The sequence below is a fragment of the Embleya hyalina genome (genome assembly GCF_003967355.1).
GTDB classification, from domain to species: Bacteria; Actinomycetota; Actinomycetes; order Streptomycetales; family Streptomycetaceae; genus Embleya; species Embleya hyalina.
Window position 1 is genome coordinate 112,738 of the sequence record NZ_BIFH01000023.1, and the last position, 26,522, is coordinate 139,259.

At 73.0% G+C, this 26,522-nt stretch carries 18 protein-coding genes and 1 tRNA gene; 13 read left to right on the plus strand and 6 right to left on the minus strand.

The annotated features are described in order from the left end of the window. Positions 1-26 precede the first annotated feature (26 nt). From EMA17_RS24135 to EMA17_RS24175, 9 genes are all read left to right on the plus strand, one after another. Positions 27-1,559, plus strand: a complete 1,533-nt coding sequence (locus EMA17_RS24135; protein ID WP_126639201.1) for a DUF7059 domain-containing protein — start codon at positions 27-29, stop codon at positions 1,557-1,559. A 435-nt stretch (positions 1,560-1,994) separates the two neighbouring features. After that, positions 1,995-4,865 (plus strand): type I DNA topoisomerase, encoded by a 2,871-nt coding sequence (gene topA / locus EMA17_RS24140; RefSeq protein ID WP_126639202.1) that lies wholly within the window; start codon positions 1,995-1,997, stop codon positions 4,863-4,865. Positions 4,866-5,064: 199 nt separating this feature from the next. Next, positions 5,065-8,268: a dTMP kinase gene (gene tmk / locus EMA17_RS24145; RefSeq protein ID WP_126639203.1), complete on the plus strand. Its 3,204-nt coding sequence runs from the start codon at positions 5,065-5,067 to the stop codon at positions 8,266-8,268. Positions 8,269-8,411: 143 nt separating this feature from the next. Then, entirely contained in the window at positions 8,412-9,596 is a 1,185-nt protein-coding gene (locus EMA17_RS24150; protein WP_126639204.1) for a DNA polymerase III subunit delta', read from the plus strand. A 165-nt stretch (positions 9,597-9,761) separates the two neighbouring features. After that, the gene (locus tag EMA17_RS24155) at positions 9,762-11,222 is read left to right on the plus strand and encodes an alpha/beta hydrolase-fold protein (RefSeq protein ID WP_126639205.1); all 1,461 of its coding nucleotides are present in this window, start codon (positions 9,762-9,764) and stop codon (positions 11,220-11,222) included. 154 nt (positions 11,223-11,376) lie between these two features. Then, the gene (locus EMA17_RS24160; RefSeq protein ID WP_246126861.1) at positions 11,377-12,963 is read left to right on the plus strand and encodes an alpha/beta hydrolase; all 1,587 of its coding nucleotides are present in this window, start codon (positions 11,377-11,379) and stop codon (positions 12,961-12,963) included. A gap of 178 nt (positions 12,964-13,141) precedes the next feature. Continuing rightward, positions 13,142-14,692, plus strand: coding sequence for an alpha/beta hydrolase (locus tag EMA17_RS24165; protein ID WP_126639206.1), 1,551 nt, complete (start codon positions 13,142-13,144; stop codon positions 14,690-14,692). A gap of 80 nt (positions 14,693-14,772) precedes the next feature. Beyond that, positions 14,773-14,846, plus strand: a tRNA-Thr gene (locus EMA17_RS24170). 422 nt (positions 14,847-15,268) lie between these two features. Next, on the plus strand, positions 15,269-15,976 hold the full coding sequence (locus tag EMA17_RS24175) for a tectonin domain-containing protein (RefSeq protein WP_126639207.1): 708 nt from the start codon (positions 15,269-15,271) through the stop codon (positions 15,974-15,976). Between the two features lie 346 nt (positions 15,977-16,322). Here EMA17_RS24175 and EMA17_RS24180 read toward each other — a convergent pair whose 3' ends face one another. Next, a complete protein-coding gene (locus EMA17_RS24180; protein WP_126639208.1) occupies positions 16,323-17,471 on the minus strand; it encodes a Dyp-type peroxidase in 1,149 nt (382 codons plus the stop codon). Positions 17,472-17,649: 178 nt separating this feature from the next. Between EMA17_RS24180 and EMA17_RS24185 the strand changes: the two genes are divergently transcribed. Continuing rightward, positions 17,650-18,939 (plus strand): right-handed parallel beta-helix repeat-containing protein, encoded by a 1,290-nt coding sequence (locus tag EMA17_RS24185; RefSeq protein WP_246126862.1) that lies wholly within the window; start codon positions 17,650-17,652, stop codon positions 18,937-18,939. A gap of 28 nt (positions 18,940-18,967) precedes the next feature. Here the strand turns inward: EMA17_RS24185 and EMA17_RS24190 are convergent, their stop codons facing one another. Continuing rightward, on the minus strand, positions 18,968-19,765 hold the full coding sequence (locus EMA17_RS24190; protein ID WP_126639209.1) for a hypothetical protein: 798 nt from the start codon (positions 19,763-19,765) through the stop codon (positions 18,968-18,970). Between the two features lie 193 nt (positions 19,766-19,958). Then, positions 19,959-22,580: an SdrD B-like domain-containing protein gene (locus EMA17_RS24195; RefSeq protein WP_246126863.1), complete on the minus strand. Its 2,622-nt coding sequence runs from the start codon at positions 22,578-22,580 to the stop codon at positions 19,959-19,961. A gap of 439 nt (positions 22,581-23,019) precedes the next feature. Between EMA17_RS24195 and EMA17_RS24200 the strand changes: the two genes are divergently transcribed. Beyond that, complete coding sequence (locus EMA17_RS24200; RefSeq protein ID WP_126639211.1) at positions 23,020-23,664, plus strand: TetR/AcrR family transcriptional regulator; 645 nt, start codon at positions 23,020-23,022, stop codon at positions 23,662-23,664. Positions 23,665-23,810: 146 nt separating this feature from the next. On the opposite strand, the gene EMA17_RS24205 is transcribed toward EMA17_RS24200, so the two are convergent. Then, positions 23,811-24,572 carry an FtsX-like permease family protein gene (locus EMA17_RS24205; protein WP_126639212.1) on the minus strand — a complete coding sequence of 254 codons (762 nt, stop codon included), beginning with the start codon at positions 24,570-24,572 and terminating at the stop codon, positions 23,811-23,813. Continuing rightward, positions 24,569-24,805: a hypothetical protein gene (locus tag EMA17_RS24210; protein ID WP_126639213.1), complete on the minus strand. Its 237-nt coding sequence runs from the start codon at positions 24,803-24,805 to the stop codon at positions 24,569-24,571. The genes EMA17_RS24205 and EMA17_RS24210 overlap by 4 nt, the downstream gene beginning before the upstream one ends. A gap of 197 nt (positions 24,806-25,002) precedes the next feature. Here EMA17_RS24210 and EMA17_RS24215 point away from each other — a divergent pair, with 197 nt between their 5' ends. Continuing rightward, positions 25,003-25,197, plus strand: coding sequence for a DUF5708 family protein (locus EMA17_RS24215; protein ID WP_126639214.1), 195 nt, complete (start codon positions 25,003-25,005; stop codon positions 25,195-25,197). On the opposite strand, the gene EMA17_RS24220 is transcribed toward EMA17_RS24215, so the two are convergent. Further along, positions 25,164-25,871 (minus strand): Ig-like domain-containing protein, encoded by a 708-nt coding sequence (locus EMA17_RS24220; RefSeq protein WP_126639215.1) that lies wholly within the window; start codon positions 25,869-25,871, stop codon positions 25,164-25,166. The two genes, EMA17_RS24215 and EMA17_RS24220, sit on opposite strands and share 34 nt — an antisense overlap. 458 nt (positions 25,872-26,329) lie before the next feature. Between EMA17_RS24220 and EMA17_RS24225 the strand changes: the two genes are divergently transcribed. After that, entirely contained in the window at positions 26,330-26,518 is a 189-nt protein-coding gene (locus EMA17_RS24225) for a hypothetical protein (protein ID WP_126639216.1), read from the plus strand. Positions 26,519-26,522 lie beyond the last annotated feature (4 nt).

The window sequence follows — 26,522 nt, forward strand, 5'->3', positions numbered from 1 at the left end:
GTTCGGGCCGACCGGCAGCGGGCAGGATGGTGCGCGTGACCATGAACGACACCTCACAGGTGGCCCGCCTCCGCGAGGCCCTGATCGCGGCCGGCTACACCGTCGACGGCTGCCTCGACGCGCTCGGCCCGCAGGCGTACGCGGCGCTGTCGCGCGGTGAGACCGTGCCGGCGCTGCGCGCGCTGCGGGCCGACGCGGCGAGCCCGCTCGCGGTGCTGATCCGGCTGTTCCTGCTCCAGACCTCGGCGCCCGAGGCACACGTGCGGCGCGCCCTGCCGCTCGAGGAGGCACTCGCCGGCGGCCTTTTGGCGCGGGACGGTGACGCGGTGCGGCCGCTGGTGGACATCCGGCCCTACGGCGAGGCGGACACCGACTGGTGGGTCGTCTCGGACCTCGGCGCGGGCATCGGCGGGGTCAACGGTCCGGTACGCGCCGACCACGTGCTCGGCATCGGCGGCGCCTCCACCACGCTCGCCGGGATCACCGTGCGCGAGCCGGTGGGCCGCGCGCTCGACCTGGGCACCGGGTGCGGCGTCCAGGCCCTGCACGCGTCGCGCCACGCCGAGTCGGTGCTGGCCACCGACGTGAACAAGCGGGCGCTCGACCTGACCCGGCTGACCATGGCGCTGTCCGGGGTGGGCAATGTCGGCCTCGCCGAGGGCAGCCTGTTCGAGCCGGTCGAGGGCGAGCGGTTCGACCTGATCGTGTCCAACCCGCCGTTCGTGATCACTCCGGTGGGTGAGCGGTACACCTACCGCGACGCGGGCCTGCCCGGCGACGAGGTGTGCCGGCTGCTGGTCGCGCAGGCGCCCCGCCACCTCGCCGACGGCGGCTACTGCCAGCTGCTGGCCAACTGGCAGCACCTGCGCGGACAGGACTGGCGGGACCGGCTGGCCGCCTGGCTGGCGCCGACCGGGTGCGACGCGTGGGTGGTCCAGCGCGACGTCCAGGACCCGGCGCAGTACGCCGAGCTGTGGTTGCGCGACTCGGGCGACCACCGCGGCGAGGCGTACGCGCAGCGTTACGACGCGTGGCTGGCGGCGTTCGAGCGCGACGGCGTGGAGGGGATCGGCTTCGGCTGGATCACACTGCGCGCGTCGGGCGCCGACACGCCGACGGTGCACATCGAGGACTGGCCGCACGCGATCGAACAACCGCTCGGCGCGGAGGTGCACGCCTGGTTCGACCGGCAGGACCGGCTCGCCCGGACGGACGACGACGGGCTGCTCGACGTCGCCTTCCGGCTCGCGGACCACGTGGTCCAGGAGCAGACCGGCGCGCCCGGCGCGGAGGACCCGGAGAGCGTGGTGCTGCGTCAGCGGCGCGGGATGTGCCGGGCGGATCGGGTGGATACGGTCGGCGCGGCCCTCGCCGGGGCCAGCGACGGGCGGCTTCCGGCCGGCGTCATCGTGGACGCGATCGCCCAGTTGCTGGAGGAGGACCCGGTCGCCCTGCGCGACGCGGTGCCCGGTGAACTGCGCGGTCTGGTGGCCGACGGATTCCTGCTGTTTCCCGAGGCCGGCGACGCTCCGTCGGCGCAGTCGCGCACCGCCGACTGAGCGCGGCTTGGCCCGGTGCACCGTGATCCGGGCCGACACGCCTGTACAGTCGCAGGTGTTGTCCCCACCGGATGCTCCTTGCCGTTGCCAAGAAAATGTGTTGTATGGAGGCGGCGGCTCCCGACTCGGCCGCGAACCACGCTCGGCCGCGAACCAACGGGGTCGGGAGGCGGGAACCGCGATGCGCGCGTTACCGTTCGAGGGGCGTGGGACCCGGCCGTCGGAGTAATCGCCGGATCCGGGGGGACCGTCCGGACGGACAGCCGCGCCGGGACGACTCCGCGACGCAAGCCGAGCAGCGCCGGTTTGACACGCGGGGCCGACCACCGGTCACGCTCCGCCACAGGTCGACCGCAATGTGAATACGAATCCCGCAGTACGGCCCTGCCCGATCGGGCACGGTCGCAGCCGACGACGATGGAGAGAGAAGCGAAGGTGTCCCCGAGCAGCGAGACCGCGCGCGACGGCCTGAGACTCGTCATTGTCGAGTCCCCGGCCAAGGCGAAAACGATCAAGGGCTATCTCGGCCCCGGTTACGTGGTCGAGGCGAGCGTGGGACACATCCGCGACCTGCCCAACGGCGCCGCCGAGGTGCCGGCCGAGTACGCCGGCAAGCCGTGGGCCCGCCTGGGTGTCGACGTCGACGCCGACTTCGAGCCGATCTACGTGGTCAACGCGGACAAGAAGGCCCAGGTCGCCAAGCTCAAGAAGCTCCTCAAGGACGCCGACGAACTCTTCCTCGCGACCGACGAGGACCGCGAGGGCGAGGCCATCGCCTGGCACCTGCTGGAGGTCCTGCGGCCCAAGGTGCCGGTGCACCGCATGGTGTTCCACGAGATCACCAAGGACGCGATCCGCACTGCGGTGAGCAACCCGCGCGAGCTGAACCAGCGCCTGGTCGACGCGCAGGAGACCCGGCGCATCCTGGACCGCCTCTACGGCTACGAGGTCTCGCCGGTCCTGTGGAAGAAGGTCGGACCGCGCCTGTCGGCCGGCCGCGTGCAGTCGGTGGCCACCCGCCTGGTGGTCGAGCGCGAGCGGGAGCGCCGCGCGTTCACCTCGGCGTCCTACTGGGACCTGCTCGGCGTGTTCGGCACCGGTCGCCCCGGCGATCCGACCGACCCGAGCACGATGAACGCGCGCCTGGTCTCGCTCGACGGCAAGCGGGTCGCCTCGGGCCGCGACTTCGGTCCGGACGGCAAGCTCAAGAACGCCGGCGTGCTCCAGTTGGAGGAGGCCGGCGCCCGGGCGCTGAGCGCCGCGCTGGAATCCGCCGCGTTCTCGGTGCGCGCCGTCGAGCGCAAGCCCTACCGCCGCTCCCCGTACGCGCCGTTCCGCACCACCACGCTCCAGCAGGAGGCCTCGCGCAAGCTCGGCTACGGCGCGAAGCGGACCATGCAGGTCGCGCAGAAGTTGTACGAGAACGGCCACATCACGTACATGCGTACCGACTCCACCACGCTCTCCGACACGGCCGTCACGGCCGCCCGGGCGCAGGTGCGGGACCTGTACGGCGCCGAGTACCTGCCGGACGCGCCCCGGGTGTACGCCGGCAAGGTCAAGAACGCGCAGGAGGCGCACGAGGCGATCCGTCCCTCGGGCGAGAGCTTCCGCACCCCGGCCGAGACCGGTCTGTCCGGCGACGAGTTCCGGTTGTACGAGCTGATCTGGATGCGCACCGTCGCGTCGCAGATGAAGGACGCGATCGGCCAGTCGGTCACCGTGCGCATCGGCGGTGTCGCGCAGGGCGCGGACCTGCCCGGGCGGGACGCGGAGTTCACCGCGAGCGGCAAGATCATCACCTTCCACGGCTTCCTCAAGGCCTACGTCGAGGGCTCCGACGACCCGGACGCGGAGCTGGACGACCGCGAGCGCCGGTTGCCGATGGTCACCGAGGGCGACGCGCTGAGCGCCGATCAGCTCACCCCGGAGGGCCATGCGACCAAGCCGCCGGCCCGCTACACCGAGGCGTCGCTGATCAAGGAGCTGGAGGACCGGGAGATCGGCCGCCCGTCGACCTTCGCCTCGATCGTCGGCACCATCCTCGACCGCGGCTACACGTTCAAGAAGGGCACCGCGCTGGTGCCGTCCTTCCTGGCGTTCGCGGTGGTCGGGCTGCTGGAGGGCCACTTCGCCACACTGGTCGACTACGACTTCACCGCGAAGATGGAGGACGACCTCGACCGGATCGCGCGCGGCGAGACCGAGGCCGTGCCGTGGCTGCGCAGGTTCTACTTCGGCGACGAGAGCCGGCCCGACGAGGACCACCTCGGCGGCCTCAAGGCCCTGGTCACCGACCTCAGTTCGATCGACGCCCGCGAGGTCAACTCGTTCCCGGTCGGCGAGGGCATCGTGCTGCGGGTGGGCCGCTACGGCCCCTACGTCGAGCGCGGCGACCGGCGTGCCGACGTCCCCGACGACCTGCCGCCGGACGAGCTGACCGTGGCCAAGGCCGAGGAACTGCTCGACAAGCCCAGCGGCGACCACGAGCTGGGCATCGACCCGGTCAGCGGCCACATGATCGTGGCCAAGGACGGGCGCTACGGCCCGTACGTGACCGAGGTGCTGCCCGAGCCCGAGGCCCCCGCCGCGCCCGCCCCGGCCGCGGACGGCGCCAAGCCGGCGAAGAAGACCGCCAAGAAGACCGCCGCGAAGAACGGTCCCAAGCCGCGCACCGCGTCGCTGTTCAAGTCGATGTCGCTGGACACGGTGACCCTCGACGACGCGCTGCGGCTGTTCACCCTGCCGCGGGTGGTCGGCAAGCACCCCGAGACCGGGACCGAGATCACCGCGCAGAACGGCCGCTACGGCCCGTACCTCAAGATGGACACCGACTCGCGCTCGCTGGAGACCGAGGACCAGTTGTTCACGGTGACCCTGGAGGAGGCGCTGGCGATCTACGCCCAGCCCAAGGCGCGCGGTCGGGCCGCGGCCAAGCCGCCGCTCAAGGAGTTGGGCACCGACCCGGTCAGCGGCAAGGCGGTCACGGTCAAGGACGGCCGGTTCGGCCCGTACGTGACCGACGGCGAGACCAACGCCACCCTGCGTGCGGGCGACGCGGTCGACACGATCACCCCCGAGCGCGGCTACGAGCTGCTCGCGGAGAAGCGGGCCAAGGGCCCGGCGAAGAAGACGGCGAAGAAGACGGCGGCCAAGAAGGCGCCCGCGAAGAAGGCGACGGCGACGAAGACCGCCGCGAAGAAGACGGCCGCGAAGAAGTCCGCGGCCGACGGCAAGACCACCAAGGCCGCCGCCGCGAAGGCGACCGCGAACGCCGGCGCGCACAACGCCGCCGACGAGGCGTGACGCGGTAGGACCGAGGTAGGGATGTTCCCGGTGGGGACGTCCCGGTACGAATCGATCGGGCGGCGCCGGCGGGATCCGGCGTCGCCCCGGTCGGTTGCGGCGACGACCACGGGCCCTGTGCTACGGTCCCGCCGCCGGAACACGGGGATCCGGTCCAGGTTGCCGTTTCCCGTCAGATGACGACGTTAGGGTTCTCCGTATGACGAACGCGGAGCAGCAAGCGCCGGATTCGGCGATACCGCCCCGTCAGGTCGAACCGACGGAGAGCGTCGGGGGCGTGCTGAGCATCCGCCCGTTCCGACGCTTTTGGTTCGCGGTCGCGGCCTCCGCGCTCGGTGACTGGCTCGCGCTCCTCGCGCTGACCTCGGCCGCGCTGTGGACGGTCGAGGGCGACTACCGCAAGCACGCCACGGCGGTGGCCGTGGTGTTCGCGCTGCGGATGGTGCCGGCCGCGCTGGTCGCCTCGGTGGCGGGCGCGATCGTGGACCATCTCGATCGGCGCTGGACGCTGGTCACGTGCGACGTGGTCCGGGCCCTGGTGCTCGTGTCCGTGCCGTTCGTGGACCGGATGTGGTGGATCTGGGGCGCGACCGCGGTGGTCGCCGTGATCGGCGCGCTCGCCGGGCCCGCGCGGGATGCCACCGTGCCGAACCTGGTGCCCCGGCAACGGCTGGGCACCGCCAATCAGTTCAACCTGGTGACCTCCTACGGCGCGGCCCCGGCGGCGGCGCTGTTGTTCATCCTCGGCGCGCTGGTCGGCACCGCGTTCTCGCACGACGTGTCGATGTTCGTCGAGCACCCCTCGAACCTGGCGTTCTACCTCGCGGGCGCGGTGTTCCTGCTCGCCGCGGTCTTCGCGTTCCTGATCCGGATGCCCACGCGCGGGCGCTCGGTCAGCACGCGGCGGCCCAATCCGTTCAAGGTGCTCGCCGACGGACGCCGGGTGTTCGGCCACGGCCGGACCGCGCGCGGTCTGATCGTCGGGATGGTCGCGCTGTTCCTGGCGGGCGGCGCGCTCGTGTCCACCGCGCCGCTGCTCGTGGTCGGGCTGCACGCGGGCAACGCGGCGTACGGCACGGTGTTCCTGATGCTCATCGCGGGTGTCAGCGCGGGCATGTTGTGGGGCCCGAGGGTGGTGCCGGCGTTCAGTCGGCGGCGGCTGTACGGCATGGCGGTGATGTGCGCCGGGGCGACCCTGCTGATCCTGGGCGCGGTCGCCAACGTGGTGGTGGCCGCGGTGCTCGCCGCCGTGCTCGGGGTGTTCGCGGGCGTCGCCTGGGTCACCGGATACACCATGTACGGCCTCGACTTCGGCGAGGACATGCGGGCCCGGGCCTTCGCGTTCGCCCAACTGATCGTACGCGTCGTGCTGTTCGTGGCGCTGGTGGCCGCGCCGATCGCCGCGGGTTATGTGGGCTTGCGCTCGTGGGTGATCGCGGACCGGTTCACCTTCGACTACAGCGGTGCCGGGCCGGTCCTGGGCGGCACCGGCGTGCTCGTGGTGATCCTGGGCTGGATCGCGCTGCTGAGCGTGGACGACCGGCGCGGCGTGCCGATCCTGCGCGACCTGGCCGCGGCGACCCGCAACGAGGACCACATCACCGGCCGGCCGGCCGGTGCCACCGGCTTCTTCATCGCCCTGGAGGGCGGCGAGGGCGCGGGCAAGTCGACCCAGGCCAACGCGATCGCGGCCTGGATACGGGCCAAGGGCCACGAGGTGGTGGTCACCCGCGAGCCCGGCGCGACCGAGGTCGGCAAGCGGCTGCGGGCGATGCTGCTCGACCTGGACGGCGATCCGGTCGACCCGCGCACCGAGGCGCTGCTGTACGCGGCGGACCGGGCCGAGCATGTGCAGACCGTGATCCTGCCCGCCCTGCGGCGTGGTGCGATCGTGATCAGCGACCGCTACATCGACTCCTCGATCGCCTACCAGGGCGCCGGGCGTTCGCTGGGCGCGCGCGAGATCGGCCGGGTCTCGCGCTGGGCCACCGACGGGCTGCTGCCCGACCTGACCATCCTGCTCGACCTGGACCCGGCGGTCGGACACGCGCGCTTCACCGAGGCGCCCGACCGGATCGAGTCCGAGTCGAGCGAGTTCCACCTGCGGGTGCGGCACGCGTTCCTGGACCTGGCCGCGCACGACCCGGACCGCTACCTGGTGGTGGACGCCGACCAGGAGCCGGACGCCGTCACCACGCCGATCCGGCACCGGCTCGACCGCGAACTCCCGCTCTCCGAGCAGGAGAAGCGCCAGGCGCTGGAATTGGCCAAGCGGATGCGCGAGGAGGACGCCCGGCGCAAGGCCGAGCAGGCCGCCCGGGACGCGGAGAAGGCCGCGCTGATCGCCCGGCTGCGGGCGGAGAGCGAGGAGCGCCAGCGGCAGGCCGAGCAGGCCCGGCTGGACGAGGAGTCGGCCCGGCTCGCCGAGGAGGAGCAGCGGTACGCCGAGGAGCAGGCCCGCCGGATCGCGGCCGAGGCCGACGAGCGGGCCCGCGCCGCGGCCCAGGCGGCGGAGGAGGCCCGGCTGCACGCCGAGTCGGAGCGGCGCCGGCTGGCGCTCGAGGCCGAACGGCGGGCCGAGGAGCAGCAGCGGCTCGCCGAGGAGGCCAAGACCCGGGCCGAGGAGGCCAGGGTGCGCGCCGAGGAGGAGGCCGAGCGCCGGGACGAGCAGCGCCGCCGGCTGGAGGAGGCGTCGGCGCTGCAGGCCGAGCAGGCGCGGGCCAGTGCCGAGGAGGAGCGCGAGGCCGCCCTGGAGCGGCAGCGGTCGGCCGAGGAGGAGCGCGAACGGCTGGAGGCCGAGGCGGCCCGCGAGGTCGAGCGCATGCGCGCCGAGGAGGCCGTGCGGGTGGCCGACGAGCGGCGGCACGCCGAGGAGCGCCGTCGGGCGGAGGACGCCCTGCGCCGTGCCGAGGCGGATCGCCGGCGGGCCGAACGGGAGGCGTCCCGGGCCGCCGAGGCCGCCGCGTCGGCGCGGGCGCGGGCCGCGCGGGAGGCCGCCGCGCTCGCGGCGGAGGCGGGCCCGGTACCCGACACGGACATGGTCGAGACGCCGGTGCACGGCATCCGGCGCCCCGACCCCGCCCTCGCGGAAACCCCCGTGCACGGCGTCCCGAAGGTCTCGTCGGACGAGGCCGACACCACCGAGTTGCAGCAGATACGGCTGCGCGAGGCGGCCGAGGACACCCGGGAGATCCCGCAGGTGAGCCTGGACGAGACGCACGCGCTGCCGGTGCTGACGCCGCCGGCCGCCGGGGACCAGTCGCTGGCCGACGATCTGCTGGGGCCCTGGCGGGCCGAGGACGACGCGGACGCGGCCGAGGGCGGCGACGCGGAGGACTCGTCCACCGCGGACTCGGCGCAGGAGGCGGGGCGCAAGCGACGCTGGCGCCGGAACAAGTCCTGAGTCGGGAGTCCTGATCCACAGGTCCCGCCCCCGGGTCCCGCCGGGGTGTCGCGGACGATCGGTACCGGGGTGACGTGGCGTCGATTGTCACGGCGCCCCGGTACGGTCGTATCGGGCACACCGGAACGAGGAGACAAGAGCGCGTGACCGTCTGGGACGACCTCGTCGGGCAGGATCGGGTCGCGGAGCAGCTGCGCACCGCGGCCGGTGCGGCCCGGGCGGTGCTCGCGGGCGAGGGCGTCGGCGGGATGACCCACGCCTGGTTGTTCACCGGCCCGCCCGGGGTGGGTACGGCCACCGCCGCGCGCGCGTTCGCGGCGGCGTTGCAGTGCGTCAGTCCCGATCTGGCGCTCGGCGCCGAACCGGGCTGCGGCCACTGCGACGGCTGCCACACCGCGCTCACCGGCACGCACGCCGACGTCGACGTGGTCGCCACCGAACTGCTCTCGATCGGCGTCAAGGAGACCCGCGACCTGGTGCGCCGCGCGGCCATGACGCCGGCGGGCGGGCGCTGGCAGGTGATCGTCCTGGAGGACGCGGGTCGGCTCACCGAGGGCGCGGGCAACGTCCTGCTCAAGGCGATCGAGGAGCCCGCCGACCGCACCGTGTGGCTGTTGTGCGCGCCGTCCCTGGAGGACGCGCTGCCCACGATCCGCTCGCGGTGTCGCCATGTGGCGCTGCGCACTCCGCCCGCCGGGGCGGTGGCCGATCTGCTGATGCGCCGGGACGGGATCGACCCGGCCATGGCCGCGTTCGCCGCGGCGGCGTCCGGCGGCGACATCAAGAGCGCGCGCCGGCTGGCGCTCGACGAACAGGCCCGGGGGCGGCGCGCCGACGTGCTGCGGATCCCGATGGTGGTCGGCGACATCGGTCTGGCGATGGCCGCCGCACAACGTCTGGTGGACGCGGCGGCGGAGGACGCGAAGCAGGTCGCGGCGGATCTGGACGGGCGCGAGACCGAGGATCTGCGGGCGGCGCTCGGCGCGGTCGGCGGCGGTCGTATGCCCAGCGGTACGGCGGGCGTGATGAAGGAGTTGGAGAACAAGCAGAAGAAGCGCGCCACCCGCACCCAACGCGACTGCCTGGACCGCGCGTTGGTGGACCTGACCGCCTTCTATCGGGACGTGCTGGCGCTGCAGCTGCGGGCCGCGGTCCCGTTGGCCAACGACGTGTTGCGGGCGGACCTGGACACGGTGGCCCGTACGTCCACGCCGGAGGCGACGCTGCGGCGGATCGAGGCGATCCTGGCCTGCCGGCGGGCGATCGACGCCAACGTCGCGCCGCTGCTCGCGGTCGAGGCGATGGTGTTGACGCTGCGGACCGGCTGAGGCCGCGCCGACCCGGGAGGGACGCCGCTTCACTCCTTGGGGCGGAGGTGTTCGCCGGACGGAACCCGAAACCCCCACCCGGACGTCATCGTGGGAGAGTTCGCGGGAACACGCGGGAACATTGTGACGGGTGAGGCTCGGAAGGACGGTGCGGGGTTGCGTTCCGTGACCAGGACGCTCAAAGGTCTGCTGATCGCGGTGACCCTCGGGGCGGTTGTCGTTCTCGTGCTGAGGGCGCGCAAGAGCCGTGACGCCGTTTCGATCGCCGGCCCGGAGGGCGAACCCGGGCCCCGGCCCGCCGAGTTGCCGCCGGCCGGGCCACACGTGTCGGTGCGGGAGCGGGCGATGGCGCCGGCGCGGGAGGTCGCGCCGGTTCGGGAGTCCGTTCGGGACGTCGGCTCGGCGTCGGCGGTCGCTTCGGGGCCCGAGGTCGCCGCGGCGTCGGCGGTCGCCTCGACGTCGGTCGGGCGGGATGCCGGCGCGGCCGGGACGACGCCGCAACGGGCCGAGGCGCCACCGCCGTTCGCGCCGGTCGGGCCCGCCTCCTCGGCACCCGCCGGGTCGCCCCGGCACGAGCCGGTACGACCGGCCCGGACCGAGGCGGCCCCGACCGTCCCGGCGCCGCGACGCCGGCGGCGCGGGGTGCGCTCGCCGCTGGGCGTGGGCCTGCTCGCCGTCACGGTGATCGCCGCCGGGGTCGGCGGTACCTTCGCCTACCGCAACATGTCCCACGACGACGCGCAGAACGTCGCCGCCACCGGAGCCGCCCCGTCGGTGGAACCGGTGGCGACCTCGGGCCAACCCAAGGCCGCGCCGCAGAAGTTCACCAAGGTCGGCACCAAGTCCGGTGGCACGCTCAACCGGATGACCGTCACGGGCCGGCAGTCCGCGGTCACCGCCGACGTGTGGGTCTGGCTGCCGCCGGGCTACGACACCCCCGCCAACCAGGGCCGCAACTACCCCGTCCTGGTCGCCCAGTCGTCGCTGCCGGGCGTCGAGTCGAACAGCTTCGTGGACGACTCGTCGGCGTTCCTGAGCAAGCTCGCCGCGGGCATCGAGTCCGGCACCGTCCCGCCGTACATCGTGGTCGCGCCCGAACTGATGCCCTACTCGAAGCAGGACGTGGAGGCCGGCCTGACCACGGCCAAGGACACCGAGTGCAGCGACATCCCGAAGGGGCCGAAGATGGCCACCTTCCACAACGAGGACGTGCGCGAGGCGGTGCTCACGACCTACCGCGCGAGCTCCGACCGCGCGTCCTGGGCGCTGATCGGGGACGGCTCGGGCGGGTTGTGCGCGGTCAAGTACGCCCTGCAATACCCGCAGTACTACGCGAGCGCGGTCAGCCTGTCCGGCCGGACCACGCTCAAGTCCGCGCTGTGGGGCGGCGAATCGGCGGTCAGGACGGCGAACGACCCGGTCCGCCTGCTCGACGCGCGACCCGACGTGGCGATCATGCTGTCCGGCCACCCGGGCACCACCGGCAGCGATTTCGCCGCGAAGGCGAAGGCCCCGACCACGGTCAAGGCGGTCGCGGGCGCGGGCGGCGCCTCCACCGACACGACGCGTCAGTTGCCCGACGCGCTCACCTTCCTCGGCCGCAACACCCGGAATCCGGCCGCGTGACGGCGCGCGGCGGGGCTCGGTACACGGGGCGCGGCGAAAGTCTCGCGGCCTCGGTGTACCGGGTCCCGTTCGTGCGTCGGCGTGCGTCGGATGGTAGGCAGTACGGGTGAAACGAATACCCCGAGTGGGGCTCCTCGGCCGTGCGATCCCGGTCGTGCTCGCCGTCGCGACCGTCGCGAGTTGTTCCGTCGCGTCCGACCTCGGCGACGCCGCGGGCGGTGGTCGCACCAGTACGTCGAGCCCCGCGTCGGGCGCCGCCAAGGCGCCGGCCACGCCCGGTGACCCCAACCCGGAGCTGGCCCGCTTCTACACCCAGCGGCCCACCTGGAAGTCCTGCGAGAGCGAGGACGACGACGAGCGCGCCCAGGCCAAGGCGTTCCGCTGCGCGACCTTCACCGTGCCGCTGGACTACAGCCGACCGACCGGGCGGACGATCGACATCGCGGTCACCCGCAAGAGCGCGGCCAAGCCCGGGCAGCGGCTCGGCTCGCTGCTGATCAACCCGGGCGGCCCGGGCGGCTCCGGGGTGACGGCGGCGTGGTGGATGTCCGAGAGCACCATCGGCAAGCCGGTCCAGGACGTCTACGACCTGATCGGCTTCGACCCGCGCGGGGTCGACCGCAGCGCACCGGTGAAGTGCATGACCGACGCCGAGCGCGACGCGTACGTGGCCGAGGACCTGCCGGAGGACCCGGTCCGGGCCGAGGCCCGGGCCAAGGAGCGGGAACGGGCCTACGCGGCCGAGTGCCAGAGCCGATCCGGCGAACTGCTGCCCTTCGTGGGCACCGACAACGCGGCCCGCGACATGGACGTCCTGCGCGCGGCGCTGGGCGACGAGAAGCTCAACTACATCGGCTTCTCCTACGGCACCTACCTCGGCGCCACCTACGCCGAACGTTTCCCCACCCGCACCGGCCGGCTGGTCCTGGACGGCGCGGTCGACCCGGCCGCGGACAACCTGAACCAGGCGATCGACCAGCAGGTCGGCTTCGATCGGTCGCTGCGCCGGTTCGCCGAGGACTGCGCGGGGCGCACGGGCTGCGCGCTCGGCACCGACCCGAAGACCGCGCCGCGCAAGGCCGCCGACTTCCTGGACGGCCTCCAGGAGCACCCGCTGGTCGCCGGCCGGGGCGGCCGGACGCTGACCTCCAGCCTGGGGTGGACCGGCGTGATCAGCCTGCTGTACGGCGACAAGGACACCGAGTGGAAGTACCTGCGCGACGCGCTCGCCGACGCGATCGTGCGCAGGTCGCCGGACGCCCTGCTGTTCTACGCCGACAACTACAACGGGCGGGACGAGCAGGGGCACTACGACAACAGCGCCGACGCGTTCGTCGCGATCGGCTGCGCGGACGGCGCGGGGGAGGCGCCGACGCCGGCGCAGGTGCAGGCGGCGCTGGCCCGGCTCAAGGCCGAGGCACCGCTGCTGTCGCGCGATGTGACGGCGGAGGATCTGACCGGGGAGAACTGCGAGAGCTGGCCGTTCAGGTCGCCGGCCAAGCCGCACGCCATCCGGGCGCAGGGGAGCGCGCCGATCCTGGTGGTGGGCACGACGGGCGACCCGGCGACGCCGTACGCCTCGGCCGAGAAGCTGGCGGGGCAGTTGGCGGACGCGACGCTGTTGACCTTCGAGGGTGAGGGGCACACGGCGTATGGGGGCAACAGCCCGTGCGTGGACGGGGCGGTCGAGGGGTTCCTGTTGCGCGGGACCATGCCGCCGAAGGGGAAGCGGTGTAGCTGAGGGTGTGCGGCGCGGGCCGCTCGGCGGTGTCTTCGGGGCGCCGGCGGTCGGGAGGCCAGCGGGTGGGTCGTCGGCGCCGGGTCGTCGGGTCGTCGGGTCGTTGGGGAGTATCGCCGGCCCGCGTGGTTACCCTCCCCAGAGGTGCACGGTGGGTCTGGGCTAGTGGAGGAGCGGTCGCATGATGCGGGGTTCGTGCGCGAGGGTCGCCGCCGCGGCGGTCGGTCTGCTCCTGGTGGCGGGGTGCTCGACGGGTTCGTCGTCGAGGTCGCCGGACCGGGTCGCGGACACCGCCACGGCGCCGGCGAACGGTGACTCGGGCGGCGGGGGTACGGAGTCGGCGCCGCCGACCGCGGCGGTGGAACCGATCGGCTGGACCCCGTGTACCGGCGGCTTCCAGTGCGGCACGCTCCAGGTGCCGCTGGATCACGCCAAGCCGGACGGGCCGAAGATCCGGATCGCGGTGATGCGCAAGCCGGCGACCGGGGCGAACCGCATCGGCTCGCTGGTGCTCAACCCGGGTGGTCCGGGCGGCTCCGGGCTGGACTTCGCGCAGTACGCGGCCACCCGGTACCCGGCCGAGCTGCGCAAACGATTCGACATCGTCGGCTTCGACCCGCGCGGCGTCGGCCGCAGCACCGCGATCGGCTGCCTGGCCGACAACGCGATGGACGCCTTCACCCAGCTCGACGCGACGCCGGACACCCCCGCGGAGGAGCAGGCCTGGGTCGAGGGGGAGAAGGCGTACGGGCGGGCCTGTGCGGACCGCTCGGGGGACCTGCTCGGCCATGTGAGCACGGTCGACGCGGCCCGTGACATGGACCTGCTGCGGGCCGCGCTCGGCGACCCCAAGCTGTACTACCTGGGCGCGTCCTACGGGACCTTCCTCGGCGCGACCTACGCCGAGCTGTACCCCAAGCGGGTCGGCCGTCTCGTGCTGGACGGCGCGATGGACCCGAGCCAGTCGGCGATGGCCGCCAACAAGGTGCAGGGCGGCGGCTTCGAGACCGCGCTGGCGGCGTTCCTGGACGACTGCGTCGGCGGCGGCTCGTGCTCCCTCGGCGCGACGCGGGAGGCCGGGCTGGCCAAGATCCGCGGCCTGCTGCAACAGCTCGACGCGCGCCCCCTCCCGGGCGACGCGACCCGACGGGTCACCGAGTCGATCGCGACCACCGGCATCCTGTCGCCGCTCTACTCCAAGGACCAGTGGCCGGTCCTGCGCCGCGCGCTCGACGCGGCGCTGCGCGGCGACGGACAGCGGCTGCTCGACCTCAACGACCAGTACTACGAGCGGGGCGCGGACGGCCGGTACAGCAACCTGATGTCCGCCAACGCGGCGGTGAACTGCCTGGACTCCCCGCCGGCGGCGACGACCCGCGAGGACGTCGAGCGGAGCCTGCCCGAGTACGTGGCGGCGTCGCCGACCTTCGGCCGCAACCTCGCCTGGGCCGGCCTGTCCTGCGCGTCCTGGCCGGTCCCGCCGAGCGGCCGACCGCACCCGATCCGCGCCGAGGGCGCCGCCCCGATCCTGGTCGTCGGCACCACCCGCGACCCGGCCACGCCGTACTCCTGGGCCCAGTCCCTGGCCGGCCAACTGGCCTCCGGCAACCTCCTGACCTACGACGGCGACGGCCACACCGCCTTCGGCCGAGGCAGCGACTGCGTCGACCGCACGGTCGTCGACTACCTCACCCAGTCCACCGTCCCGCCCAAGGGCAAGACCTGCCGCTGACCCCCACCAAACGCGCGTGTCGACCACCCCGACGGGTGTGTACACTCATTCCCTGTCGCCACCGCGAGGTGGAAGGACAAGCCGCCTTAGCTCAGTCGGCTAGAGCGACGCACTCGTAATGCGTAGGTCAAGGGTTCGACTCCCTTAGGCGGCTCAACATATGGACGGGTAAGACCTCATCGACCTGGGGTTTTACCTGTCCATTGCTTTTGTCGCATAGGTAGGACCGCGTGATGTCGGCGATGTTCGCGGATGGGTCGCCGTGTGGGGACGCCGCGGGGCGCAACGAGACCTCCTGGATCCGGACTTCATGGCTTTCGGTGTGAAGGTCCGCGTGCCGGTGTCGGCGGGAGGCGTGTCCGGGGCCGGGTGTCGAGTCCCTCGTTCGTGCGACGGGCTTTCAGGCCAAGCCTTCCGGGGTGCCTGCGCGTGTCGGGTCGTTTACCTGGAGTGATCGGGTGGTGGCGGTCGGACCGCGGGGGATCGTTCCGGCCATTCGAGGAGCGGACCGTTTGCCGGGGGTGTGCGCTCCGTAGGTATCCGGTGCGACGTCCGGCATCAAGGGGAGGATTCGGCATGGCCGATTGGAAGACGATCACCGGCAGTCTCACGGCGATCTCGGTGGGGTCCAGAACGATCGTGTGGGGCCTGGACTCCGCCGGCAGCGTCTATCGGTTCACCAACGACGACAACAATCCCTGGGTGAAGATCCCGGGCGTCCTCAGCGACATCGGCGCCGCCGCCGACGGCACGGTGTGGGGAGTCAACGCCGGGAACGAGATCTTCCGCTACATCGGCGACCGGGACTCGGCGAACCACTGGGTCAAGATCCCCGGCAGCCTGGTGCGGATCTCCGCGGGGTCGCGGACCATCGTGTGGGGCCTGGACTCCGCCGGCGGCATCTACCGCTACACCAACGACGACAAGAACCCCTGGGTGAAGATCCCCGGGGTCCTCAGCGACATCGGCGTCGCCGCCGACGGCACCGTGTGGGGGGTCAACAAGGGCAACGAGATCTTCCGCTACATCGGCGACCAGGACGCCTCGGCGAACCACTGGGTCAAGATCACCGGAAGCCTGGTGCGGATCTCCGCCGGATCCCGCAGCAACGTGTGGGGCCTGGACTCCGCCGGCAGCGTCTATCGGTTCACCAACCACGACGCCAATCCCTGGGTGAAGATCCCCGGCGTGCTGAGCGACATCGGCGCCGGCATCGACGGCAACGTGTGGGGCGTCAACTCCGGCAACGTGATCTACCGCTACACCGGAGACCAACTCGGTTAGACGAGGCCACGCCCGGCACGCGAGGCACGGACCCGACCGGATCGAGCGCGCCGGCCTCGTCGCCGGCCCGACCTCCCTCGCCTTCGGATCCTCGGCCGGGCTCGCCCGGTCGATGCCGACGCCGACCCTGCGATGGCGCAGCGCGTAGTCGTGCGCAAGCCGGCGATCTCTCGACACGCAACGAGCCGCCGTGTCCCGTGCGTTGCGGGCCACTCGGACCCGTTTCTCCGCAAGAGCCCAGGTCACATGCCCCGTGGCCTGGGCTTTTGTCATTCCGCCGAGCTTCGGTGGTGCTCGGCCGGGAGTAAGCGGGCAAGGGAGGTCGGGACTTTTTGAGTGCCTTCGGTCATGCCCATAGGGCGTTGCCCAGGGGTGTGCCCTGGAGGGCGCCCGGGAGGATGTAGGCGACTGCTGAGGAGCGGTGTTCGAGGAAGGGGTTCAATGCGTCTCGGGCTGCCAGGCGGGTTTGGACTCGGGTGAATAGGGACTGGTCGCGCATGTAGGCGCAGAACAGGAGGCCCCTGTCGGTGGGGCCGTCGTCGTAGTTGTAGCTGCGGCGGAGCATGCGGGCGCCGGCGTCGAGGCGGGGGCTGGTGAGGCGGACGTGGGCCGTGACCGGGATGACGTAGGAGCCGTCCGGGTGCTTGGCGTAGATGTCCGGGTCGTCGTGTTCGGCGGTGCCGGTCAAGGGGACGCCGTCGGTGGCTCGGCGGCCGATCATCCTGCCCTGGTGGTCCTGCGGGACGGCCGCGAAGCCGGCTACGTCCATGTGGATCCTGCGGAACACCAGGGTGGTGCCGTGTTCGTGGGCTCCGGGTGGGCCCCAGACCCAGCGCCCGGCGGTGGCGTCGTCGGGGTTGGCGGTGCCGTCCTTGAGGCCGAAGAGGTTGCGCGGGGTGATGCCCGGTGGGGTGTGGGGCAGGAAGCCGGACTGGGTCCAGCGGGGGACGGCGCCGGCGGACCGCGCGGCGGCGGTGGCCAGTTCGGCGACGATGGTGAGTGTCCAGCGGTCGGCGGCGCATAGCTGGAGCAGGACGTCGCCGTTGCTGCGGGCCGGGTCCAGGCGGTCGCCGGGGAACGCCGGCAGGTCGGCCAGTTCGGCGGGCACGTTCAGGGCGAGGCGGGCCGCGAGGGCGGGGCCGACGCCGACGACGCAGGCGAGGCGGGTCGGCTCTCCGGTGTGCAGGCGCGGGTCGGGCAGTGTGCCGGCGGCCGCGGTGGACAGGGTGTGGGTCAGCGCGGTGAGGATGTCGCGCAGCGTCTCGCGGTCCGCGCCGGCGGTCGTCGGCGGGACGTCGAAGGACAGTATGTGGGTGGCGGGTAACTGGGGCCCCGTCAGACCGGCTTGGCGCGGGCCGTGGAAGGGGATCGCGGCCGCCGGCGGGGCGCCGGACGCGGGGTCGCGGCGTTGTGGTCGGCTCGCCTTCGGTTCCGCCGCCGCGCCGACCGCCGCGGCCAGTGCAGCTCCGGTCGCGAGCAGGGCTCTGCGTCCCAAACCGGATGTGGCAGGGCGTGCCTGAGCCTGTCGATTTTCCGGGTCGGTATGCATGGGCGACATTGCAGACGATAGAACACCTGTCATGCAACTCCAGTCTCCCGCACGTTCGTTACGCCCCGAGACGGCTCGCTCCGCGGTTCGGCGGTCGAGGACGACGGCGCTGCGCTGCCTGTCGGTGGCACTTGTGTGTGTCGCGCCGACGGTCGCGGCCTGCTCGTCGTCGACGGATGCCGAACCGTCCGCCGGGAAGCATCCCGCCGGGAACGTGCTGCGGGTGCCGCAGGACTTCCGCACGGTGCAGAAGGCGGTGGACGTCGCGCGTGCGGGCGACACGGTGCTGGTCGGCCCCGGCGTGTACCGGGAGAGTGTGCGGGTCGCCGTGCCGCGCCTGGTGCTGCGCGGTACGGATCGCAACGCCGTGGTCTTCGACGGCGGTGTGCGGCTCGCCAACGGCATCACCGTCACCGGCGCGGGCTCCGTGGTGGAGAACCTCACCGTCCGCGGCTACCTCGCCAACGGCGTCCTGTTCACCGGCGTCACCGACGAGCGGCTGCAGGGGCGAGGCGCGGGCGGCTCGGCGTACAACCCGCTGGACACCGCCCGCTTCCCGATGGTGCAGGGGTTTCGGGCCACCAAGGTGACGGCGTACAACAACGGGCTCTACGGCATCTACGCCTTCGACGCGCGCGGTGGTGTCATCGAGGACTCCTACGCGTCCGGGCAGGCCGATTCCGGCATCTACGTCGGCCAGTGCAAGCCGTGCGACACGCTGGTGCGCGGCAACACGGTGGAGCGCAACGCGGTCGGCATCGAGATCACCAACGCCTCGGAGGGCCTGTCGGTGCTCGGCAATCGGGTCGTCGGCAACCGCGTCGGAGTCACGGTGAACTCCAACGACCTGGAGGCGCTCGCGCCGCAACACGGCGCGGTGATCGCCGGCAACGTGATCACCGACAACAACGCGTCGGACACGCCCGAACAGGCCGACGGAGGCTTCGGGATCGGCATCGGGATCGGGGGCGGCCAGGAGAACCGCGTCGCCCGCAACCTCATCCGGGGCAACCGCTCGGCCGGCGTGCTCGTCACCGACCCGGCGGGGCATCCGGCCGTCGGCAACCGCGTCGAGGGCAACCGCGTCACGGACAACGGCGCCGACCTGGTGACGGCCTCGGTCGACCCCGGCAACTGCTTCACCGGCAACTCGCCCGCGACCCAGAGCCCGAGCGGCCTGGAGGACCTCGCCGGGTGCGGTGTCACCCCGCGCCGGGCCGTCCCGGCGGGTCGGGTCGTCGCCGTGCAACCGCCGCCGGGCGTCGCGTTCCACGCCGTACCCGCCCCGCCCGCGCAGCCCTCGATGCCCGACCCGACGGTGCCCGGCTGGCCGGCGACGGACCTGCCCGGGGTGGTCGATCCCGAGCGCTACGCCCTGCCGACCGACGCCGCCGCGATGCCGCAACCACGCTGAGCGCCCCGCCGCCGTCGACGCGGCGGGGTCAGCCCGCGATCCACGGCGCCTCGGGCATGCGTACCTTGTCGTCGCGCCCGGTGACCTCGACGGTCGTCGGGGTGCCCAGGCCCGGCATGCGCATCGTCGCCCGGCGCAGGCCGCCGTCACCGTCGACCCAGTAGGTCAGCGGCGACAACTCGCCGTCGCCCGCCCCGCGCGCGGCGTCCTGGGCGCGCGGACCGGAGAACCTGTCGTAGGTCCGGCCCTGGATGCGGTCGCGGCCCAGCCAGCGTGCCCCCGACTGGGCGAGCAGCATCGGGTTGTCGGGCCGGTCCGCGCCGAGTTGGATCAGCAACCGCAGCCCGGAGTCCAGGGGGTCCGCGGTGAAGGCGCGCGACGACCAGCCGGAACGGGGGATGTGCTCGGCCTGCTGCCACGGCGGGCCGTCGACGCCCGCCGGCACCGGCGCCAGTCCCAGCCCGGCGCCGTCCCACACGATCAGGCCGCGGTCGAGCGGGCCGGCGGCTCCGGTGACCTGATAGCCGCCCACGGCCCGGTGGTTGCGGTAGTCCACGACCCCCTCGACCCGGATCGTGACGCCACCCCCTTCGGCGGCGGTGAGCGTCACCGCGACCGGACTGGCCTGGTACAACGTCAGCCGCGACAGCGCCAGGCGGCCCGCCTCGTCGATGGTCACCGCCCGGTTCGGGTCGCCGTCGTCGGAGAGCGCCCGGTGGACGGCCAGCCCGCCCGCCGTGCTCCCGCACAGCGCGACCGCCACCAGGGCCGTGATCCAGAGCCGCCGCCGACGCGGCGGCCGGTCGCCGGTCTTCTTCCGGGCCATGCGGATGCCTTCTCTCACGTCGATCAACACACGGGCGGGCCCGTGGACCACCGGTCCGCGAACCCGCCCGCTCCATCTCTTTCGGCAACCGAGGCAGCCGGCAGCCGGTGACCGGCAGCCGACAACCGTCGGCCGCCGGCCGCCGGCCGGGCGATCGGCGCCCGGTATCGAACGCCGACCGCCGGCCCCGCGGTTACTGCTGCCGCGCTCCGCGCCTACGGAACAGCACCAGCGCCCCGCCGCCCAGCGCGATCATCGCCGCCGAGACGCCGAAGACCAGTGGCAGGTTCCCGCCCAGACCGGTCCGCGCCAGCGGCCCCGACGAACCACCGTGGTTTCCGCCCGACGTGGACGGAGCGGATGTCGTCGGCGCGCTCGTCGTCGGCGGAGGCGTGGTCGGCGGCAGCAGCTTGTTGACCGCCGTCACCTCGACTCCCGCGTCCAGGTTCTGCGCGTTCAGCACGAGCGGGCCGAGCACCGGCTTCTCCGGAGGGGCGTAGCCCAGGGGAGGGCTGATCTCCTTCCAGAAGTACGTCCCGGGCAGCACGTCGCGCTTGCAGACGCCGTCCGTTCCGGTCGTACAGGGCTCGCCGACCTTCGTGTCGGGAGTGGTTCCGTCGGACTGCAAGCCTTCGGTCCCGTTCGTCTCCCGCCACAACTCGAACTTCGCCCCGGCCAGCGCCTTGCCGTCCTGGTCGTGTTTGACCAGGCGCACCGAGCCCTCCTGTTGACGGAATCCGAAGTCGAACGTGTGGTCGTTCTCGCCCGGTCCGCCGGTGGTCAGCGCCCGTTCCGGATAACGTCCGCCGGTCGGGACCTTGCCCTTGGAGTCCACGAAGCGGTTGTCGCCGACGCCCTCTTCGGTCGGCACCCACTGGTACAGCGGCCCGTTCGGCGCGTAGTCGGCCGGGTTGTCGATCCGGATCGTGTACTTGGTCTTCGGCTTCAGACCGCCGGTGACGTTCGAGTCGTCGAAGTAGTACTCACCACGTGCCGACGTCTTCGTCGTTCCGACCACCTTGCCGGACTCGTCATAGAGGTTGACGGTGGCGCCGGGAACCGGACGCTGACCCGGGCTCTGGATGCCCTTGCGCTCGGGGTCGTACCAGACCCGGTTGCCGATCTGGAGCGGTGCCTGGTCGCAGAGCACCTCCAGGTCGCCCATCGAGGCGCCCTTGCCGAAGGAGGCGTTGCCCTCGGTGTTCAGGCGCAGGCCCGCGGCGGGCTGCCGCGTCCCGTCGCGCTTGGTGAACATCGTGCCGGCGCTCCACGGCGTGTCGATGGGGTCGACACCCGCGGTCGCGACGAACTCCTCGACCTTCGACAGCGCGAGGCCGGCGTAGGCGGCGTTCGGGTGGCCGCCGCCCATGGTGTTCACGTCGAAGAACCTGGTGCCCCTCGGCGTCTTGCCACAGCCGAGGTTGGTGTCCATGACGTACTTGCCCTCGGACAGGCACGCCTTGTTCAGGTCGCCGCCGGCCACCATCGCGATGGCGGTCGTCGGCTCCCCGGGCCGTGCGTACGCCGTCGTCCGGTCGGTGAACCGGTCCCGGAAGGCCAGCAACATCGAGCCGTCGGTCTCGAACGCGATGTCGGCCAACTCGGGTTCGGGGTTGGCCATCGCGCCGGCGCACGTCTGCCCGTTCTGCTGCGCCGGGAATGTGTCCGTCCACGGGAACCAGGCGGCTCCCGGGCAGGCCCCGCCGAGCGTGGCCTTGCGCGGGTAGTCCAGGGGCTGGTTCAGCACCTGCTTGCCGAAGACGCCCGTCGCCGGGTCGAAGGCCAGGACCACGGCGCGCATGTCCGAGAGCTTCCCGGTCGACTCGCCCGAGCAGACGCCGCCGACGTAACCGACGCCGTCCTGCAGTCCCAGACCGAACGGCCGCCAGTCGCCCGGAGCGGGGCAGCCCGGGTCCGGGATGGCGTACGAGTTCACCGGCGCCGTGGCGGTCGCCACAGTGGCGTCGTAGCGGTACAGCTTGCGGTTTTCGAGGTTGACCACGAACAGGTCGCGGCCGTCGTCGGAAACCTCCAGGTCGCCCAGGCCCTCCTTGCCGGGTGCGGCGAGGAAGGCGTTGTCGCTGGTGCCCACGCCGTGTGCCGAGGTGCCGGCGTCCGGGACGGTGGTGAACAGCGACGTCTTCTTCGTGGCGACGTCGGTGACGTAGATCCCGCCGGCGCCGCCGGGGCCGTACACCGTGTCGCGCTTGGCCAGCGCCGAGCTGAACAGCCGCTTCCCGGGCTTGCTCCAACCGATGCCGTACAGGTTGCCCGTCGCGGCGTTCGTGGACAGGTCCGTCACGTTCGTGTTCGTGCCGCGCGCGTTGTACGGGAACGTCACCAATGTCCGCGCGGACGTCGGTTCGTTCGTCGCGGGCTGGCACGCGGTGGCCAGTGGCGCGTTCTTTTGGCAGTAGTCGCCGGGGCTCCACAGCCCCGTCGTGTACTCCACGTTCTTGCCGTTGCCGAGGTCGACGAACTCCTCGTTGCTGCTCAGCTCGTTCGGTCCGCCGCCCAAGCCCTTCCGCGACGCGAACGCCGGGAACAGCACACCCGGCTTCGGATTCACAACCTGAATCCGGTACTTGCCCGCGGGCGTCCGAGCCGTGCCGGGCGCCAGTGTGACCGTGCCGTTGGCGGCCGTCACCCCGGTGACCTTGGCGCCGTCGTCGTTGGTGAGCGTCACCGTGACACCGCCCATGCCCGGTTCAAGGGCGGGACTCCATACCCCGGTGGTGTCCACGGCCCGCACGACGCGGACCGTCACCGAGCCGTCGTCCGTCAGCGGATACGCCGGCGCCGCCGCCAGTGCCAAACCGCCGAACCCGACGGCGAGTGCCGCGAGGCCGCCCAGGGAGCGGCGCGCGCGTAACGCCGATCGCGATCGGCGTCCTCCCTGCGCGGTGCCGTGCGTCCGTTCACTTAAAGGTGTCATACCCACTCTCATCATCTCGAAGGGCCCGACGTGCGATCCCCCCACGGATCGGTCGTGACCCGGCTTGTTGGCCGAAGCCTAAAGGGGATTCGGCGGGTGCATGACGGCAAGTCGAAGTTGACGTTGAACCCTTTTTCGCCACCGTCACGGGCGTGTCGCACCCAAATGAATCCGATTCGGACGGCGATGGCCAATCCGGCTTCGCGAGGTGGCCGCGCCGACGCGGCCGCCGCCCCGGCGCGGTGCGGGGGGGCAAGAGCGATAGCATAGGCGGAGAGAAAGTCTCCGATTGGCTCTCGACAGTCGAGGATGGTGCGCCATGCGGGCGGACGCGGCACGCAGCAGACGACGGATCCTCGACGCGGCGCGCGACGTCTTCCTCGAACGCGGACCGGACGCTCCGCTGGACCTGATCGTGCGCCGAGCCGGGGTCGGCCCCGCCACGCTCTACCGGCGCTACCCCGATCGGGAGTCGCTGGTCCGCGACCTCACCGGGGATCTCCTGGGCCGGCTGGAGGCGGCCGCGCACGAGGCGGCGCGCGTCGACGACGACGCGTACGCGGCGCTGCGACGCTTCGTGCACGCCGCCGCCGACCTGCGGATGGGCGCGGTCATCCCGGTGCTGCTCGAAGGGCTGGTCGTGGACGCGGAGTTGGTGCGGGTACGGACCGCGACCGTGCATGCCGTCGAGGCCCTGATCGACGCCGCCCACGCGGCGGGCACGCTGCGCCCGGACGTCGGCATGGGGGACCTGGTCCTGCTCTCGATCCGGCTCTCCCGTCCGCTGCCCGGCGGCCTGGCCCGGCTCGACGCCGACGACACCCTCCTGCACCACCACCTCGACCTGGCCTTGGACGGCCTGGGCCCGAGCCCGATCCGAACCGCCGCCGCACCGGCCCGCGCCCCGTTGTCCTTCGACGCCTTGGTGACGGCCGCCGACCGGCCGACGGCGGCCGGCCCCTGAGCGTTGTCGGCGGCGCTCCCGGCAGACCTGCGACACGACCCCGGAGGCGGCTGCCCGGCGCGCGGCGGCCGGTGACCCGAACACGCCGGGACAGTACGGCGGCCGGCCATCCGACCCCGCCGCACCGTCCCGGGCGACCGGTCCGGTCAACCCTGCGCCACCGCCACCGGGTTCGTCCGCAACCCCTTCCAGGTCGGCGGCAGCGTCGCCGCGAAGGTCGGCGCCGCCGCCGTGCCGACCACGACCGCGTAGATCCGGATCGAGCCCATGGGCAGCCACGAATCGGTCGACGACAGACTGAACGGGACCACCGCGGCGGCCGCCGCCGCGGTGCCCAGGATCACCCCGATCAGCGTGGTCGGCGTCGCCTCGACCGCGGACATCCGCATGATCCGGCCGCGGGTCGCGCCGCTCGGGCGTTGCAGCCCGAACTCGCGGCGGCGGTTGCGCGTGGCCAGGATCAGCGAGTCGACCAGGGACAACGCGGTGTACAGGGTCGGCATGCCGATGATCGGATGGTTGACCCACGCCTGGGTCTTCGACTCCTCGGCGTGCGTTTTCGGCAGCGCGTCGCGCGAGGCCGCCCGCGGCCCCGGTTGTTCCTTGGCCCAGGCGCCCAGCGAGGCGACCAGCCGGTCGGGGTCGGTGCCCTCGGCCGCGCGGACCAGGATCTGCGCGGGCAGCCCGTCCGTGGTGTGCGGCGCGAGCAGGGACACCGGCAGCAGCATGGTGTCGTAGCCGGGCCGGCTCTCGAACAGCGCGACCACCCGGACGTCCACCGAGGCGCCGTCGCCCAGGCGCAGCCGGATCGTGTCGCCGAGCCCACGATGGATCGACCGGGCCGGCGACCTCGGCAACGCCACCGTGTCGCCGCGCAGTTCGGCCGGTGAGCCGGCGGTGGCCGTCACCCCGATGCCGGCCCGACCCGCGTCCGCGTCGCGATGTCCGCGACGGAGCCGGTGGGCGCGGCCGGCCGGTCGGCCTCGGCCGCGGCGAAGAACATCGTGGCCTGCGGCACCGTGCGCGCGGGCCGGGCGATCCCGCTGACCCGGTAGGCGCGCGCACCGCCGTGCGCGGCGATCCGGACCCGGTCGCCGACGCCGACCGCCGCGCGGCGCGCGAGCGTGGTGTCCGGGACCACCTCGTCCGGCCCGGTCGGCGCGGCGCCCCCGGACAGGGTGTACGGCGTCCTGCGACCGCCGCGGGACGCGGTTCCGAGCCCCGCCCCTCTAGGCCGAAGTGTGTACGCCGCTTCGTCCTGCGGGAGGGCGTGCCGACGGCGGGCGCGGCCCTAGCCTCGTAGCCGTATCCGCAGGTGTCGAGTGGAGGAGGCGGACCGTGGCGAAGGCGCGCGGCTCGATGGTGGCCGGCCTGGTCACCGCCCTGGTGGGCGCGGGCCTGAAGGTGTTCGCCGACGATGTGCACCCGCCGGTGTTCGAACCCGGGAAGCTCGGCATGGTGCTGCTGATCCTCGGGATCGCCGAACTGCTGTACGGGTTCTATCGATTGGCCCAGGGCGACCGGAAGGCGTGAGCCGCCCGGGCGCGCGGCCGACGACGCTGCGCGACCAGGGCCAGGAAGCCGGCGCCGAGCACGGCCGAGCCCAGGAACACGACGAGCAGCACCCGTCGGCCCGGCTCGGTCCCGGCCGAGTGTCGCCGGCTTGCCGCGTCGGCCGGGGTCGCGCGAAGCTCGTCCACGACGTGGCTCACGGCGGATTCCCGCACCCGGGCGGCGGCCGGTGCCACCTCGACCCGCACGTTCGCGGTGGCCTGCCGCCCGAACCGGTCGCTCACCGTGTAGCGGAAGTCGTCCCGGCCGACGAAGCCCGGTCCCGGGGTGTAGCGCAGCACGGCGTCCGTCCCGCTCGTCTCGTCGGCCTGGAAGACCAGACCGTGTTCGGGATTGGTGTGCGAGAGCACGACGAGCCCGTCGCCGGTGTCGTCGGCCAGGACCGCGACATCCACCGACTGCCCGGCGCGGGTGCCCACCACGTCGGCGAAGGCGCGCGGCCCGGGCAGCCCCGGCGGCGTGGGCGGCACGATCGGTCGGGGGCCCGGCACGGGCCGGGGATCCGCCACCGGCCGCACCCGATCGGTGGGCACGTCGGCCCGCGCACTCGCCGGCCCGAACAGCACGACACAGCAGGCGAATACCGCGGCGCCCGCACGGCGCACTCGGGTGGGGGACACGGACGCGGTGGGCACGGGTACCTCCGGCACTGGCGATTCCGCCGGCCGAAGCCGGCACGATCTCGGGTCGACCGCCCCGATCCTGGGCCCCCGAGCGCCCCGCCCCACCTCGCGGCACGCCCCGCGCCCGAAGCTTCACCCGCACGCGTGGCCCGAAAGCCGGCCGCGCAAGCCCGAATCGATCACCCGTGCCGGAAGGCCGAGGAGCACGAGCCCGCGCCCGCGCGCCGTCACGTGACGGTCGAGTGGTCGGACACGCCGGGTGAGGCATCCGGGTGACGATCCGTGACTCTCGGGGAAGTCCTTTCTAGCCTCGGGCCCGAGACACCGATCGGGGATCGAGGCCGTCGCACGCCGAGACCGTGTCCTCGGTCCTGCCGGGACTGCGCCCCCGGCAGGATCGGGGAGACGGTCCCGGTCGCGGCGCTCGGCGGCATGCGCACGACCCGGACCGCGCGGAGGAGCACACATCGATGACCGCCCCGAGCCGAGCCCCCGGTCGCCCCGCGCCCGACCCGCTCTTCGAGCACACCCCCGATCCGCTGCGCTACACGCGGCTCGCCGCCCCGATGCGGGCGCGTCGGGGGCCGGTGCCCGCCGGCGTCGCGGCACTGGCGACCGTGGCGCTCCTGGTCTGGGCGATCCGCGCGAAGCGTCGGTAGGGCG